We start from the raw sequence: 15560 nt of genomic DNA, 5'->3' as shown, positions 1-15560 counted from the left end.
GCTGCGAGGAACGTCCCGGACCCCGGCGTGACCCGTGCTGTTGTCGTACAGGTGCCTGCGGGAGCGGACGATCCGTCGAGACGCCGTCGGCACATTGTTTGAGGCGAGGCGGTTGCCGTCGGCGGTCCTGGACCGAAGGGCTTCCGAGGCGAAGCGTCGCCTGACCTCATCCAGGCGTTCGACCACAGGCACCGTGCGCCAGGCGGGTCGGGGAGGCCCGACCCTCAGAGGTGCCGGACCTGAGGTCACAGGAACCGAGGCGTTATGCCTGACCTGTCCAGCTTGAACATCTACCGGCACGACCGGGGACATCGCGCAACGATCACCCTGGCGGGTGAGCTCGACCTGGACGCGGCCCCTGCGCTGCGCGCGACGGTCGAGGGCTGCCTCCGCAAGGGAATCCGCACCATCGACATCGACCTGACCGCCTTGGACTTCTGCGACGTCAGCGGCCTGAACGCATTCCTGGCCGCCGCCGAGCGCACCGCATCTCGAGGGGCTTCCCTTCGTCTGCATCATCCGCGTCCCGCAGTGGCCCGGCTCCTGGAGCTGAGTGATACGGGTTTCCTGCTCCGCTCTGCGCATGCCGGATCCGGGCGTCGCCCGGCCTCCGACCCCATGATCGCCGCCAGTCCCGGACTGCTGGCCTCATGACCAGGCCACGGGCGGTGAACCAGTTGCCGTCCGCCTTCGGAAGCGGGACGCGGTGATCAGCGACCGCATGGCCCAGGTCCTGCGCTTGCTGCAGATCGGTGTGGGCACCGATGCGCTCGCTGACGTCGTCTCCGCGACCGGCGCCCAGGCGCTGGGCATGGACGGCCTTGCGGTCTCCCTGGTCACCGAGGGCGACCTCACCGAACTCATGTGGTGCTCGGACGCCACGACGCGGCACATTGAGGACCTGCAGTTCACCCTCGGCGAAGGACCAGGGCCGGACGCGGCCCGTACCGGGGCAATGGTGTGGGCACTGGACTTGGCTCGGGTCCCGTTCGCCCGCTGGCCCGCTCTGGCCATGGAGGCTCCCGACCTGGACGCCCGCGCGGTGTTCTGCTTTCCCATGAGCATTGGCGCCATCAGCGTCGGTGTCCTGACCGCCGTCCGCCGCACCCCCGGTCCGATGACCGCCCAGCAGACGGACGATGCCACGATCCTGGCCGCCGCACTCACCGCCCGCTGCCTGGGCAGCGGTCCACGGGGCGCCCCGTTCCCGGCGGATTCGCCCCGCTCCCTGCGGCACGGAGTGGTCCACCAGGCAACCGGCATGCTCAGCGTCCAACTCTCGCTGCCCCTGCCCCAAGCCCTGCTGCGGCTGCGCGCGCATGCTTACAGCAGCGGGCGTTCCATCACCGACGTCGCCCAGCACGTGGTGGACCGCAGCCTTCGCCTGGACCCAGGCGACAACAGCACGCCCCCGACCGCCGTAGACAAGGATGACTGATCGACATGACCCGCGAACAGCGCATGACCGAGGTCTTCGTGGAGGTCGCTGACTCCCTCACCGACGACTTCGACCTCATCGACTTCCTCCAACAGCTCTCGGCGCGCTGCGTGGAACTGCTGAACGTGGCCGCAGTCGGGATCCTGTTGGCCGACGCGCACGACACCCTGCAGACCATGGCGGCCTCCGACGAGCACACCCGGCTGCTGGAACTCTTCGCGCTGCAACACGATCAGGGCCCCTGCGTGGACTGTTACCACAGCGGGCAGGCCCGTACGAACATCAATCTCACCGACCCCGAAACCACCGCGCGCTGGCCGCAGTTCGCGGCCCGCGCCGCGGAAACCGGGTTCGTGGCCACCAACGTACTCCCGCTGCGGCTGCGCGGCCGGGTCATCGGAGCCCTCGCCCTGTTCCAGACCGACCCCGACCCCCTCAGCGGCCAGGACATCACCTTGGCCCAAGCCCTGGCGGACATGGCCACCATCGCCATCCTCCAGCAGCGCACCCTGGATCACAGCCAAGTCGAGCGCGCCCAACTCCAGTACGCCCTGACCAGCCGCATCGTCGTGGAACAGGCCAAGGGCATCCTCGCCGAACGCTGGCACGTCTCCCTGGACGCCGCCTTCGCCACCTTCCGCGCCTACGCTCGCGCCCACAACCTCCAACTGGCCCAACTCTCCCGCAAGATCGCCGCCGGCAGCTTCGACACCTCCGCGATCCCCCACCCGAACCGCTCCGCACCTCGCAGCTGACCGGCCCGAACATCTACAGGCACGACAGGTCTCGCCCACAGCACGGACACCGGGCTGCCCCAGAAACGGACGGCGTGGACCCAGAAATGAGGTGAGAGCCGGACACAATCTGGTGGAACGGCTGAAACGGACTCAGTGGGCCTGTTCGGACAGTGCGCAAAGGGGTAGCGTCCGCGGCACGGCCCTGGTCCCCGGCGGCATCGGAACCTATCGCCTTCATCGCAAGGCGCCTGATGCGCATCGTTGCGGGAACTCCCCTCGTGCGACCGGGTCCCTTCCCGCACCTGCCATCGCCACGCGACCCTGACACGGCCCTGCCGCGTGCGCCGCACGCCTTCACCGCCGCCTGCCGGTCTCGCACGTTCCTGACGGCAGGCGGTAGCCGTGTACGCGCTAGTCCTTCCCGCACTGACCCCCTTCGTCCTGCTCGCCACGGTCATGGGCCTGTCCTGGCTCGAAGACCACGTCCTCCCACCAGCCGCGGCAGCTCAAGACGTTGCCGACACCGCCAGCCTTGTCGTGGCGATCACCGCGGCCCCCGACCCCCGGCAACCCGACGGCGCCGTTGACAGGACGGGAACCACCGTCGTTGACTGACATGCACGGCGGGTGGCTATGACGCTCCGGAGCATCCGGGCGACGCGCCCCCGTCCGTTTCGCCCGGACCCCGCGAAACGCACCCCTGCGTATGTAGGGAGGGCCGGACATGTTCTTCTGGATACTCCTGCTCCTGCTGGGCCTTATCGCCTTCGGGCTGGGCATTCAGATCCACGCCCTGTGGATCGGCGCGGCCGTCCTTCTGACCGCTTGGGTGGTCGGGTTCGAACGCCACACCCGCCACCCTGGCTTACGCCCCTTCGGCCGAGTCCGCCGCTGATCCGGTCGCCCCGATCCTGGCGTTGGCGGCCCCGGCCTCGGCGCTGAAGCTGCCCGGCGGCCGAATGCCTGTGGGCTCGGCGGCTGCACGCTGAGCGCCGTCGGCGTGGTGCTCGCCGTTCGGGCGGCACATCGGCGCTTCCTGCGGAAGTGCACATCGGCGGCCCGGCTCACTTGCTCCAGTGCCGGGCCGGTCGTCTGGTCATGGTGTTCGCATGGCCTTCCCAGCCCGAATGAACAGGAGCCGGGCGCCGCCCAGAACGGTGGCAGTCCACACCCCGGTGAAGGCCCAGACTGTCGCCGGATCGCCGGTACGGATTCCGGTGCTCAGCAGACACGCGGACGCTATCGACGACGCCGACACAAGGGGGGCAATGCACCTTGCGCCCACCAGTGAGCGCCACACGCGATGGCGCGGAACCGAGCCCAGACGGCGCAACCTGCGATCAAGCCGCCGACAGCGCCGCAGACAGGCTTCAATCTCCCGCAAGGCCTTGCGTTCCCGCTCCGTCAGCTCGGCTCCGCCCATCGCGACCGCCTCGCTCTCGCCGGGTATCCCGAGAACCACCTGCCCGTTTGTCCGTACTTCATTCCCCACGAGGTCATCGCGGCCGAGCACGGGTGCTGGACCCCGTGCCGGGGGCCGGCCGCCGGTCCAATAGGCGGCAGGTGTGCACGCCCGCGGTGACCGGCTGCCCGAGCGGGCGTTGGTTGGCTGAAGGTTGGAGGGCGTTCACCTCGGTGTCCGGACACAGGGCCCATAGGTCGCGCATTGACAGGGGGTGGTCTCAAGCGTTCACTGAAAGCACAGTGTTGGGCTACGCCGCCTGGAAGCCTCCAGATGCCGAGTCTGCATTCGTTCCCGCCGTGCCCCCGCGGGGCTCAGGTCTTGTGAAGCCGCCCGGAGGGTCGGCCGTTCATCCTGCGGGCCTGACCGCAGCGACCTGCACGCTCGCGCGTCATCCGTTCCCAGGCGCACCACGTCGGGGATGAGCACCATCGGTGAACTCCGTTCAACGGCTCTCCTGTCGCCGCCGGCCTTCGGCCGTCGCCTCGTCGGGCCGGCGGCCTCCACTGTGAAGGAACCCTGAGCCATGGACACGGACACCCCCTCCCCGCAGGCCCCCCTGTCGTCGGAGCTGCTGCGGGGGATGGACGCGTACTGGCGGGCGGCGAACTACCTGTCGGTCGGTCAGTTGTACCTCTACGACAACCCGTTGTTGACGAAGCCGCTGGAGTTGGCTCACATCAAGCCGCTGATCGTCGGGCACTGGGGGACGACGCCCGGCCAGAACTTCATCTACGTCCACCTGAACAGGGTGATCAAGAAGTACGACCTGAACATGTTCTACGTCGCCGGTCCCGGGCACGGCGGACCGGCGCTGGTGGCCAACACCTACCTGGAGGGCTGCTACAGCGAGGTCTACCCGGATGTCAGCCAGGACGAAGCGGGAATGAAGCGGCTCTTCACCCAGTTCTCCTTTCCCGGTGGCATCTCCAGCCATGTCGCGCCGAGCACACCGGGGTCGATTCACGAGGGCGGCGAGCTGGGGTACTCCCTCAGCCACGCTTTCGGCGCCGCGTTCGACAACCCCGACCTGGTGGTGGCCTGTGTGGTGGGCGACGGAGAAGCCGAGACCGGCCCACTGGCCACCGCCTGGCAGTCCACCAAGTTCCTCAGCCCGGTCACGGACGGGGCGGTACTGCCGATCCTGCACCTGAACGGCTACAAGATCAGCAACCCGACCGTACTGGCACGGATCGAGGAGAAGGAACTGGAGCAGTTCCTCCAGGGCTGCGGCTGGGACCCCGTGTCCGTGTCCGGGGACGATCCGGAGGCGATGCACCAGCTCATGGCCGTCGCGCTGGACGCCGCTGTCGAGCGGGTGCGGGAGATCCAGCAGCACGCCCGTGGCGGCGGGGATGCGACGCGCCCGCGCTGGCCGATGATCGTCCTGCGATCGCCCAAGGGCTGGACCGGTCCCAAGGTCGTCGATGGACTCCGGATCGAGGGCACATTCCGCTCGCACCAGGTGCCGCTGCTGGTGGATGCCGACCATCCCGTGCATGTCGCGCTACTGGAGGAGTGGATGCTGGGCTACCGGCCGCAGGAGTTGTTCGAGGCGAACGGCGCCCTGCGGCCCGAACTCGCCGCGCTGGCACCCGAGGGGGACCGGCGTATGGGCGCGAACCCGCACACCAACGGCGGCTCGCTGCTGCGGGATCTGCGGATGCCGGACTTCCGCGCCCACGGCGTGGACGTGCCCTTCCCCGGCGCGGTGGAGGCACAGGACACGCTGGTGCTGGGCGGCTTCCTGCGCGATGTGACCGCGGCCAACGAGTCGCAGCGCAACTTCCGGCTCTTTGGCCCGGACGAGACCCTGTCCAACTTCCTCGGTCCGGTCTTCGAGGTGACGAACCGTCAGTGGCAGGGTGACACCGTGGAAGGTGACGAGTTCCTGGCCCCTTCGGGGCGAGTGCTCGACTCGATGCTCAGCGAGCACCAGTGCCAGGGCTGGCTGGAGGGGTACCTGCTGACCGGGCGCCACGGCTTGTTCAACTGCTACGAGGCGTTCGTCCACATCGTCGACTCGATGTTCAACCAGCACGCCAAGTGGCTGAAGATCACCAAGAAGCTGCCGTGGCGCCGTGACATCGCCTCGCTCAACTACCTGCTGACGTCGCATGTGTGGCAGCAGGACCACAACGGCTTCACGCACCAGGATCCCGGGTTCCTCGACCACGTGGTGAACAAGAAGGCCGACGTGGTGCGGGTCTATCTGCCGCCGGACGCCAACACGCTGCTGTCGGTCATGGACCACTGCCTGCGCACCCGCAACTACGTCAACGTCGTGGTCGCGGGAAAGCGGGCGATGCCGCAGTGGCTGTCGATGCAGGACGCGGTCGTGCACTGCACCGAGGGCGCCGGGATCTGGCAGTGGGCGAGCAACGACCAGGGGACCGAACCCGACGTGGTGCTGGCCTGCTGCGGCGACACGCCGACGCTGGAAGTCCTGGCCGCGGTGTCGATCCTGCGCGCACGCCTGCCCGAGCTGAAGGTGCGCGTGGTCAACGTGGTGGACCTGATGAGACTCCAGCCGACGACCGAGCACCCGCACGGGCTGAGCGACGCGGACTACGACACCCTGTTCACCCGCGACAAGCACATCGTCTTCGCCTTCCACGGCTACCCCTGGCTGATCCACCGGCTCACGTACCGGCGCACCAACCGCAATCTGCACGTGCGCGGATACAACGAGGAAGGCACCATCACCACCGCCTTCGATATGCGCGTGCAGAACCGGCTGGACCGCTTCCACCTGGTGATGGACGTCATCGACCGCGTCCCGCAGCTCGGCGCACGAGGCGACTACCTCAAGCAGCAGATGCAGGACAAGCTCGTCGAGCACTCCCAGTACATCGACGTCCACGGCCGGGACCTGCCCGAGATCCGCGACTGGGCCTGGACCGGGGCCCAGAACTGATGAACCGCCTGCGGATACGTCGCACGCGCGCTCCAGCCGCCCCCTCCACCCCGGGTGGCAGCGCGAGGGGTTACCGGGCGATGGTCTCCGTGCCTGGGCCGCCGACGCCCTCCGACATCACAGCAGCGGCCTGTCTGACCGGTGAGGCGGTCCTTCGCACCATGGACGCGGCCGCGCAGGGGCTGTCCTCGGCGGAGGCGACTCGACGGCTGGACCGTTGGGGGCCGAACGCGGTCTCCTCTCACCGGGCCCGCTTCCTGCCCGTCCTGTGGCACCAGTTGCGCTCACCCCTGCTCGGGCTGCTGCTGGCCGGTGCGATCGCCTCGTTCTTCGTCGGTGAACGCGGTGGCGCACTCATCATCGGGGTGATCGTTGCACTGTCGGTCGGACTGGGTTTCGTCAACGAGTACCGGGCGGAGAAGGCCGCCGAGGCCCTGCACGGGCAGATCCACCACCAGGCTGTCGCCTTGCGCGACGGCCGAGCGGTCGAGGTGGACGTGGTCGCCCTGGTGCCCGGCGACGTGGTGGAACTGCGCCTGGGCGACATCGTCCCCGCCGACATGCGCCTGCTGCAGGCCAACGGCCTGGAATGCGCCGAGTCGGTGCTGACCGGCGAGTCGCTGCCGGTCCCCAAGAGCACCGGCCCCGTGCCGACCGGCACGGCGCTGGCGGACCTGGCCGGCTGCGCGCTGATGGGCACCGTCGTCCAAGCCGGGAGCGGCCTCGGGGTGGTGGTGACCACCGGCGCCTCCACCGAGTTCGGCAAGATCGCCGCCGGATTGGGCGCCCACCAGTTGGAGACCGGCTTCCAGATCGGGCTGCGCCGCTTCTCCATGCTCCTGGTCTACGTCGCAGGGGCCCTGACCACCTCCATCTTCATCATCAACGTCGCACTGCATCGCCCCGTGATCGACGCCCTGCTCTTCTCGCTGGCCATCGCGGTCGGCATCACGCCGCAACTGCTCCCCGCCGTGGTCTCCACCAGCCTGGCCGCCGGCTCACGGCGGATGGCCAGGCACAAGGTCCTGGTCAAACGCCTGGTCTGTATCGAGGACCTGGGCGACGTGGACGTGCTGTTCACCGACAAGACCGGGACGCTGACCCATGGCCGCGTCGATTTCGTCCGTGCCACCCCGGTACCCGGTCAAGCCCCGGACACGGTGCTGCGCTGGGGACTGCTGTGCACCGAAGCCGACGGCAGCGCCGCAGGGCCGTCCGTCGGAGGCAACCCCTTGGACTCCGCGCTGTGGGACTCGCCGGCCGCCAGGGCCGAGCACGCGGCCCTGAAGGGGTGGACCCGCGCCGGGGTACTGCCCTTCGACCATGAACGGCGCATGATCTCCACCGTGGTGCGCGATGCGACGGGCGTCACCACTCTGGTCACCAAGGGGGCGCCCGAGAGTGTTCTGGAGCGCTGCACCGATGTCCCCGAGACGGCCCGCGCAGCCCTGGCCGCGGAATTCGCCGCAGGCAACCGGGTAGTGGCGGTGGCCACGCGGCCCGCACCCGACACCACCGCGCCCACCGCCGCCGACGAGTCGGACCTGCGCCTGGTGGGTCTGCTGGTCTTCCTCGACCCGCCCAAACCCGACGCCGCAGCCGCCCTGCGTCGACTCGCCGAACTCGGCATCACCGTCAAGATCGTCACTGGCGACAATCCAGCGGTGGCCGCGAAGGTCTGCCACGACCTGGACCTGACCAGCGCCGACCCGGCCGCCCATGGGGCGCTGACCGGCACCGACATCGACGCCCTGGGCGACGACGACCTCGCCGAGGCGATCACCCGCACCACGGTCTTCGCCCGCGTCAGCCCGGCGCACAAGGCGCGGATCGTGCAGGTCCGCCGCACCGCCGGCGGCGGCGTCGCCTTTCTCGGCGACGGCGTCAACGACGCCCTGGCTCTGCACGCCGCCGACGTCGGCATCTCCGTCGACTCGGGTACCGATGTCGCCAAGGACGCCGCTGACGTCATTCTGCTGGAGAAGGACCTCGACGTCCTGGCGGACGGAGTGGTCGAGGGCCGCCGTATCTTCGCCAACACGATCAAGTACGTCCTGATGGGCACGTCCAGCAACTTCGGCAACATGTTCAGCGCCGCCGGCGCATCCCTGTTCCTCGGCTTCCTCCCGATGCTTCCCTCGCAGATCCTCCTCAACAACCTCCTGTACGACGCCAGCCAACTGGCCATCCCCACGGACACCGTCGACGAAGTCCAGTTGCGTCGGCCCTCGCACTGGGACATCGCCTTCATCCGCCGCTTCATGGTCTGCTTCGGGCCGATCAGCTCGCTGTTCGACTTCATGACCTTCGGCGTCATGCTCTGGATCTTCCACTCCGGCGCCGTGCAGTTCCGCACCGGATGGTTCGTCGAATCCCTGGCCACCCAGACCCTGGTGATCTTCGCGATCCGCACCCGACGCATCCCCTTCTGGCGTAGCCGCCCCAGCCTGCCGCTGACGCTGGCCGCCCTCGGCGCCGCGGCGGTCGGCGCGGTGCTGCCGGCCACCCCGCTGGCAGGAATCCTGGGCTTCCATCCCCTGCCCGTCGGCTTCTTCGCCGCCCTGGCTGCCATGGTCGTCGCCTACCTGAGCCTGATCGAGCTCGGCAAAGGCTTCTTCTACCGCGACCGCTCCACCTCACCGCCGGCCGCGACCCGACCCTCACCGCTCCGACACCAACTGCTCCGCCGCGCAGCCCGGTTCAGCACCGGCCACCCGCACGACGGACAGACGGCAACGGTCAGCGGGCCGATCAGCGCACGCGGTGAGCCCGGCTACTGAGGCCGTCCCTTCGTGGGGCCCGCCGTACCCCGTAGCGGGTCTCCGTCGCCGCCGGCGGATCGGGCCGGGAGCGCCGAAGCACCCGCGTTGTGCGGCTCGGTCAGGACGTGTGGCCGTGGGATCCGGATGTGCCCAGTTCCTGGTCACGTAGCAGAAACCAGGCGCCGACGGCGGTGGCGAGCAGGACGGCGGCGCCGACTCCGGCTGCGACGTCGATGCCGTTGACGAAGGAGTCCTGGGCGTTCTTGAGCAACTGCTCGCCCTGGGCGGGAGGCAGGTTCTGGGACACGTCAAGGGCGCCGCCGAGCGACTCCCGGGCGGTGGCAAGGGCGCTCTCGGGTACGCCGGGGGGTGCGGGGAAGCCCCGGTAGATGCCCGTGACGATGGAGCCGAGCAGTGCGATTCCCAACGCGGCGCCGAGTTCGTACGCGGTCTCGGACACCGCGGAGGCGGCGCCTGCCTCGTCCTTGGGCACGCTGGAGAGGATGACGTCAGCGGTGACCGTGAAGGAGAGGCCCGCGCCGATTCCCACGGCGAAGAAGATCACGCCCAACTCGATGATCCCGGTGTCGGCGTGCAGCCCGACGGATCCCGCCAGGGACAGGCCGACGATCGTGAGCCCGCCGGTCACCACGATCCGCACCGACAGCCGCCGCGCGGCGTAGCCGGCGGCCAGGCCGGCCCCGACCGCGCCCACGGCGGCCGGGAGTTCGGTGAGTCCGGCGTTCAACGGAGGACGCATCTGGACCATCTGGAGGAACTGGGAGAGGAAGAACACCAGTCCGGACAGGCCCAGGATGGTCAGCAGGTCAGCCAGCGCCGCGCCGGTGAAGCCCCGGTGGTGGAAGAGCTTCATGTCGATCAGCGGAGACTCCAGGGCGTACTGGCGCCGGACGAACACCAGCAGTGCGAGCACGCCGGCGGCGGCGGGGACCGCGAGGTTCCAGTGCAGGCCGTGTGCGGCTGCTTCCTTGATGGCGTAGACGACCGCGATGACGCCGACCAGGGACAGCGCGGCGCTGGGGATGTCCCAGGGGCCGGGCTGGGGATTGCGTGACTCCGGGATCACCTTGGCGCCGACGACCACGAGCACCACCATCACCGGCACGTTGATCAGGAAGACCGAACCCCACCAGAAGTGGCCGAGCAGGAAGCCGCCGAGAACCGGTCCCACCGCGGTTCCGGCCGAGGCCATCGCGCCCCAGATACCGACCGCGCGGCTGCGTTCCCTGGGGTCGTGGAAGAGGTTGCGGATGAGCGCGAGGGTGGACGGCATGAGTGTGGCACCGGCCGCGCCCATCAACGCACGCGCGCCGATCATCATCTCCGGGCTGGTGGCGTACGCGGCCATCACCGACGTGGCGCCGAACGCGGCCGATCCGGTCAGCAGTAGCTTCTTGCGTCCGATTCGGTCGCCGAGGCTGCCCATCGAGACGAGCAGTCCGGCGATGACGAAGGAGTAGATGTCGCCGATCCAGAGCAGCTGTGTGCCCGAAGGGCGCAGATCCTCGCTGATGAAGGGTGTGGCCAGGCCGAGGACCGTGACATCCACGCCGACCAGCAGGACGGCCAGGACGAGGATGGCGAGCGCGAGCCATCGCTCCGGTCGGGGGTGGTCGTCGGTGTCCGCCGAGGCGTCTGCTCCTGACGCTGAGTTCCGGCTCATCTCTCCGTGCTCCGTCTGATGGCGCCCAGGCGGCAGGTCGGGGCAGTCAGGGGTCGAGGTTGTCACAGACTCCCCGGTCTCCCGGGGAGGCCCGCCGACAGCGGAGCCGGGATGGGGGCGAGGGCGGGAGGGCCTTTCGCGCGGCACCTGTCCACCACCGGGACGGAAGTGGTACGCGCGGCCCTCTCACGTCACGCCGACGCCGTCGGCTGCCGGGACGCCGAGGGCGAGCAGGGCGGTGTCGTCGTCCAGACCGTTCCCGAAGCCTTCCAGCAGGCCGGTCAGGGCGGTGACGGTCTGCCGGGCTCCTGCCGGGGCAAGGCTGTGGGCGAAGGCGTGCAGGGCTTCCTCGCTGTAGCGGGGGCCCGCTGTGGTGCGGGCTTCGGTGAGGCCGTCGGTGTAGAGCAGCAGGGTGTCGCCCGGCGCCAGGGTGGTGGTGGAGGTGATGAAGTCCGGGCGGGACGTGATGCCCACCAGCATGCCGCCGGGGGTGCGTACGAAGTCCGTGGTGCCGTCGGCGCGCAGCAGCAGCGCCGGAGGGTGGCCGCCGCTGGCCACCGTGATGTCGAAGGTGCCGTCGCGGGGGGTGAGGGTCCCGGCCACCACGGTGCAGTACCGCGGGTCGTTGCCGGTGTAGCGCGCGTACAACGCGGTGTTGAGCATGTCCAGGGCCTCGGCGGGGCCATCGGCGTGCAGGCAGGCGGCGCGCAGGGTGTAGCGGATCAGCGAGGTGACCGAGGCGGCCTCGGGTCCCTTGCCGCAGACGTCGCCGAGGAAGAAGCTCCAGCTGCCGTCGCCGAGCGCGAAGAGGTCGTAGAAGTCGCCGCCGAGCTGGTCGGTGGAGGCGGGATGGTAGTACGCGGCGGCCTGCAGGCCGGGCACCTGCGGTAGTTCGGGCGGCAGGAGGCTTTTCTGCAGGATGACCACGACCTGGTGGAGCCGTGCGCGTTCGGTCTCGGCTGTCTTGCGGGCCGCTTCGGCGTCGGCGCGTGCCCGCTCGGCTTCCTTACGGGCGCGCAGCAGCTCGCTCTCGTACGCGCGACGGTCGCCGGCTTCGAAGAGGGTGGTGCGGACGAGCAGTGGCTGCCCGTCACTGCCGGTCTTGACCACTGAGGTGACCAGGACCGGCAGACGGCTGCCGTCGGCGCACTTGAGCTCCAGGGCGATCCCGGAGACCTGGCCCTGCATCGCCAGCAGCGGTGCGAAGTGGGTCTCGTGGTAGAGCTTGCCGCCCACGGTGAGAAGGTCCGAGAAGCGTTTGCGGCCCACGAGCTGAGTGCCGGTGTAGCCGAGCCAGTCCAGCAGCGTGCTGTTGACCTTGGCGATACGGCCGTCCATCAGCGTCGACAGGTACCCGCACGGTGCGTTGTCGTAGAGGTCCTCGGTGCTGTCCTCGAGCAGGGCGGAGAACTGGGCGAGCCCGGCTTCGTCCACGTCATCACCCCCTGTGTCCGCGCCGGCTTCGGCGGCGCCGCCGTCCGTGCCTGGGTCGCCGTCGCTGGTCTCGCACATCATGCGGCGGCACCGGCGAACTCCTGCGCGCACTCCAGCACCAGAGTGGGCACCGTCACCGAGGCCAGGTCGGTGCGCGAGTCCGACAGGAAGGCCGTACGGGCGAAGACCGCGGCCATGGCCGGATCGGTGGTGCAGAAGCTGTTGGTCAGTTCCTCGCCCAGCGCCGTCACGTTGTTCCTGCCGACCGGGTCCATATCGAACATCGTCCCACGTCCGGTCGCCGCAGTGATCCAGACTGCCGGGTGTCGGCGCCAGCCGCGCCGCCGTGACCGCGGATTCCCATGGTCAGGCCATGGGGTGGGGCGGCGCGAGCCGGACGGTGATTCCCTTGCCGGTGCCGCGTGCGCGGGGTGTGGTGCGGAAGCTGTACAGGCCCCGAGGCGATACGGCCCGCCTCACGGTTGCCCCGTACCGTTCGATGGAGGTCACCGCGCTTCTTGCCGACAACCCGGCCCCCGAGGCCGAACTCCAGTCTGGCGCAGCAAGCACTCCCGGGCTGATTCTCCACATAAGCGGCGGCGCGTTCGGCGACCCCAGCTTCCTGAACCTTCGGATTCGCACCCACCAGCGCACTGACCTGCGCATTGTCGGTTTGCGTCCGCCTCTGGACCGCCTGTTCGAGCTGGCCGGCGCTGACGCCGTGTTGCGCTTCTTCCCTATGCTGGCCGATCCGGGGCCCAGCGCCCCTCCGGTTCGATTATCTCACCTCCATGCAGTCAAAAATCTGTGCTGGCAAAAGTAGACATGGGGAAGTGGTGTGGCTAGGGTTTCTCTCGTAGTCAAGATCAAGCGAACCTGCCAGAGCCGATCAGGCAGGTAGTGGCACGTGTAGGGGAAGTGCGCAGTACCCCGTGAGCGATGTGTTCGACAAGGCAGAACAGAGGGGCCGAGCGCAGACGGCAGGCGACTCCTTGGGCCGTCTCGACGACGACGACTTCCCCGCCTACACCATGGGCCGGGCCGCCGAGATGCTCGGCACCACCCCGGGCTTCCTGCGCGCCATCGGCGAAGCCCGCCTGATCACTCCGCTGCGCTCCGAGGGCGGCCACCGCCGCTACTCCCGCTACCAGCTGCGTATCGCCGCCCGCGCCCGCGAACTCGTCGACCAGGGCACCCCCATCGAGGCCGCCTGCCGCATCGTCGTCCTCGAGGACCAGCTCGAGGAAGCCCAGCGCATCAACGCCGAGTACCGCCAGGCCGAGGCCGCATCCCAGGACAAGACCGGCAACTGATCGGCACTGTCGTGGCGACACGATTCCCGCCTGGCGGCCGGTGACGGATCCGCCGGTGACGCCTCCGCCGGTGTCCAGAGCGCGCCTCGCACCCGCTGGGCCGGGGCTGGGCCCCGTGTCCGTTTTCCGACAGCGGCACGCCTCGGGAGACGTGGAATATCTGATGCCGCAAGCACAGAAATTCCAGCGGCTTGGCCGCAGGCTTTTCCGTATTTGACGGCAGGGCAATCAACGGTCGGATGAAACTCGCTGGTGGTGTGCTATGGTTGCACCAGTTGCAGTTGTGGTTCCCAAAAGACTTCAAGTGCCTTCGCCGCTGTTAGTGGTGGAAGCACTTTCGTATTTTCCGGTGCAATCCGGATGGGGCGATCATCGCGGCGACGCGGAGTGCGCACAGTGCGGACTCCGGGCACTGCCCCGAAGGAGATTTGACATGGCTACTGGCACCGTGAAGTGGTTCAACGCGGAAAAGGGTTTCGGCTTCATCGAGCAGGACGGTGGCGGCGCTGACGTGTTCGCCCACTACTCGAACATCGCCGCCTCCGGCTTCCGCGAGCTGCAGGAAGGCCAGAAGGTGACGTTCGACGTCACGCAGGGCCAGAAGGGCCCGCAGGCCGAGAACATCGTTCCCGCCTGACGCTCACGCGCAGCGTAGGCCGGGGCCCGCACCTAGGGGTGCGGGCCCCGGCCTACTGTTTTCCCCCCTGGCTCCCGATACGCGGTGGCAGCCCGCGCGCCTTCCCGGCCCGCCGCTGCCCGCCCCCAGCGCACCGCCTGCCGCAGCGGGAAGAACCGCCCCAGATCCGTCGTAGGGGCGTGTGAGTACCGCTTGTGTCCGCGCGAACCACCGGAAATGCTCTTCGTGAGCTCCGGTCGGTGCGCTTCGTACATTCACTTTCATCGGTTCGTTCTTGTGTTCCCTGCGCGGCTCTCCCGCCGCCGAGGATTCCTCGACGTGCCGCATCGAGGAAAGGTTCCCCGTGAACCGTGCAGTTCGTTCCACCGACCGATATTCCCGTACCCGCTCCTCCGGCTCCGGCCGCGGCGGGTACCGAGACCAGGCCCCGAGCCGGGCGGGCGGGCAGTTCCGTTCCGGCGGCCACGGTGGCCGCCGGCCCTCGGCTCCGCAGGGCGAGTTCGCCCTGCCCGTCACCGTCACTCCGGCACTCCCTCCGGTGGAGACCTTCGCTGAAATGGATCTGCCGGCCGCCCTGATGGCGTCGCTGACCACGCAAGGGATCACCGTCCCGTTCCCGATTCAGGCGGCCACGTTGCCGAACACCCTTGCCGGGCGTGATGTGTTGGGCCGGGGGCGTACGGGTTCTGGTAAGACGTTGGCGTTCGGTCTGGCGTTGCTGGCGCGGACCGCGGGGCAGCGGGCCGAGCCGCGGCAGCCGCTGGCTCTGGTGCTGGTGCCGACGCGGGAGTTGGCCCAGCAGGTCACCGACGCGCTGACGCCGTACGCGCGGACGCTGCGGCTGCGGATGGCCACCGTCGTCGGCGGGATGTCCATCGGCCGCCAGGCGGGCGCGTTGCGCGGTGGCGCGGAGGTCGTCGTGGCGACCCCGGGGCGGCTCAAGGACCTGATCGACCGCGGGGACTGCCGGTTGGACCGGGTGGCCATCACGGTGCTCGACGAGGCCGACCAGATGGCCGACATGGGCTTCATGCCGCAGGTCACCGCGCTGCTGGACCAGGTGCGCCCGCAGGGGCAGCGGATGCTGTTCTCCGCCACCTTGGACCGCAACATCGACCTGCTGGTGCGGCGTTACCTCTCCGACCCGGTCGTGCACTCCGTGGACCCGTCGGCGGG

Annotated in this window: 13 protein-coding genes and 1 pseudogene; 11 read left to right on the top strand and 3 right to left on the bottom strand. The window is 69.1% G+C overall.

What is annotated here, in order from left to right; genetic code table 11:
* The first annotated feature begins 264 nt into the window (after positions 1–264).
* The 7 genes from AB0M29_RS39745 (at position 265) to mgtA (ending at position 9334) form a co-directional block, all read left to right on the top strand.
* Positions 265–654, top strand: a complete 390-nt coding sequence (locus AB0M29_RS39745; protein WP_365391687.1) for an STAS domain-containing protein — start codon at positions 265–267, stop codon at positions 652–654.
* Positions 655–706: 52 nt separating this feature from the next.
* Positions 707–1438 carry a GAF and ANTAR domain-containing protein gene (locus tag AB0M29_RS39740; protein WP_365391686.1) on the top strand — a complete coding sequence of 244 codons (732 nt, stop codon included), beginning with the start codon at positions 707–709 and terminating at the stop codon, positions 1436–1438.
* 5 nt (positions 1439–1443) lie between these two features.
* Positions 1444–2193 carry a GAF and ANTAR domain-containing protein gene (locus AB0M29_RS39735; RefSeq protein WP_365391685.1) on the top strand — a complete coding sequence of 250 codons (750 nt, stop codon included), beginning with the start codon at positions 1444–1446 and terminating at the stop codon, positions 2191–2193.
* A 384-nt stretch (positions 2194–2577) separates the two neighbouring features.
* Positions 2578–2790, top strand: a complete 213-nt coding sequence (locus AB0M29_RS39730) for a hypothetical protein (RefSeq protein WP_365391684.1) — start codon at positions 2578–2580, stop codon at positions 2788–2790.
* Between the two features lie 109 nt (positions 2791–2899).
* Positions 2900–3070: a hydrophobic protein gene (locus AB0M29_RS39725; protein WP_365391683.1), complete on the top strand. Its 171-nt coding sequence runs from the start codon at positions 2900–2902 to the stop codon at positions 3068–3070.
* Positions 3071–4163: 1093 nt separating this feature from the next.
* A complete protein-coding gene (locus AB0M29_RS39720) occupies positions 4164–6554 on the top strand; it encodes a phosphoketolase family protein (protein ID WP_365391682.1) in 2391 nt (796 codons plus the stop codon).
* Positions 6555–6634: 80 nt separating this feature from the next.
* Positions 6635–9334, top strand: coding sequence for a magnesium-translocating P-type ATPase (gene mgtA / locus AB0M29_RS39715; protein ID WP_365391681.1), 2700 nt, complete (start codon positions 6635–6637; stop codon positions 9332–9334).
* Positions 9335–9434: 100 nt separating this feature from the next.
* Here the strand turns inward: mgtA and AB0M29_RS39710 are convergent, their stop codons facing one another.
* The 3 genes and pseudogenes from AB0M29_RS39710 to AB0M29_RS39700 form a co-directional block, all read right to left on the bottom strand.
* Entirely contained in the window at positions 9435–11000 is a 1566-nt protein-coding gene (locus tag AB0M29_RS39710; RefSeq protein WP_365391680.1) for an MFS transporter, read from the bottom strand.
* A 186-nt stretch (positions 11001–11186) separates the two neighbouring features.
* Positions 11187–12515, bottom strand: a complete 1329-nt coding sequence (locus tag AB0M29_RS39705) for a SpoIIE family protein phosphatase (protein WP_365391679.1) — start codon at positions 12513–12515, stop codon at positions 11187–11189.
* Between the two features lie 17 nt (positions 12516–12532).
* Positions 12533–12676 (bottom strand): annotated as a pseudogene (locus tag AB0M29_RS39700) (alpha/beta hydrolase); the annotation flags it as partial.
* 257 nt (positions 12677–12933) lie between these two features.
* Between AB0M29_RS39700 and AB0M29_RS39695 the strand changes: the two are divergent.
* From AB0M29_RS39695 to AB0M29_RS39680, 4 genes are all read left to right on the top strand, one after another.
* Positions 12934–13257, top strand: coding sequence for a hypothetical protein (locus AB0M29_RS39695; RefSeq protein ID WP_365391678.1), 324 nt, complete (start codon positions 12934–12936; stop codon positions 13255–13257).
* 208 nt (positions 13258–13465) lie between these two features.
* Positions 13466–13747, top strand: a complete 282-nt coding sequence (locus AB0M29_RS39690) for a MerR family transcriptional regulator (RefSeq protein WP_365391706.1) — start codon at positions 13466–13468, stop codon at positions 13745–13747.
* A gap of 433 nt (positions 13748–14180) precedes the next feature.
* Positions 14181–14384, top strand: a complete 204-nt coding sequence (locus tag AB0M29_RS39685) for a cold-shock protein (protein WP_073494967.1) — start codon at positions 14181–14183, stop codon at positions 14382–14384.
* A gap of 343 nt (positions 14385–14727) precedes the next feature.
* A partial coding sequence (locus AB0M29_RS39680; protein ID WP_365391677.1) for a DEAD/DEAH box helicase occupies positions 14728–15560 on the top strand: 833 nt, incomplete at its 3' end.

It is taken from the genome of Streptomyces sp. NPDC051976, from assembly GCF_040680795.1.
In the GTDB taxonomy this organism is placed as follows: Bacteria; Actinomycetota; Actinomycetes; order Streptomycetales; family Streptomycetaceae; genus Actinacidiphila.
The sequence above is the reverse complement of the archived record's forward strand: the minus strand, read 5'-3'. Positions and strand labels throughout refer to the sequence as shown.

Coding starts and splice junctions, on each gene's coding strand:
- AB0M29_RS39745 (WP_365391687.1), top strand. CDS start 265: ATGCCTGACCTGTCCAGCTTGAACATCTACCGGCACGACCGGGGACAT.
- AB0M29_RS39735 (WP_365391685.1), top strand. CDS start 1,444: ATGACCCGCGAACAGCGCATGACCGAGGTCTTCGTGGAGGTCGCTGAC.
- AB0M29_RS39725 (WP_365391683.1), top strand. CDS start 2,900: ATGTTCTTCTGGATACTCCTGCTCCTGCTGGGCCTTATCGCCTTCGGG.
- AB0M29_RS39720 (WP_365391682.1), top strand. CDS start 4,164: ATGGACACGGACACCCCCTCCCCGCAGGCCCCCCTGTCGTCGGAGCTG.
- mgtA (WP_365391681.1), top strand. CDS start 6,635: ATGGTCTCCGTGCCTGGGCCGCCGACGCCCTCCGACATCACAGCAGCG.
- AB0M29_RS39710 (WP_365391680.1), bottom strand. CDS start 11,000: ATGAGCCGGAACTCAGCGTCAGGAGCAGACGCCTCGGCGGACACCGAC.
- AB0M29_RS39705 (WP_365391679.1), bottom strand. CDS start 12,515: ATGATGTGCGAGACCAGCGACGGCGACCCAGGCACGGACGGCGGCGCC.
- AB0M29_RS39695 (WP_365391678.1), top strand. CDS start 12,934: ATGGAGGTCACCGCGCTTCTTGCCGACAACCCGGCCCCCGAGGCCGAA.
- AB0M29_RS39690 (WP_365391706.1), top strand. CDS start 13,466: ATGGGCCGGGCCGCCGAGATGCTCGGCACCACCCCGGGCTTCCTGCGC.
- AB0M29_RS39685 (WP_073494967.1), top strand. CDS start 14,181: ATGGCTACTGGCACCGTGAAGTGGTTCAACGCGGAAAAGGGTTTCGGC.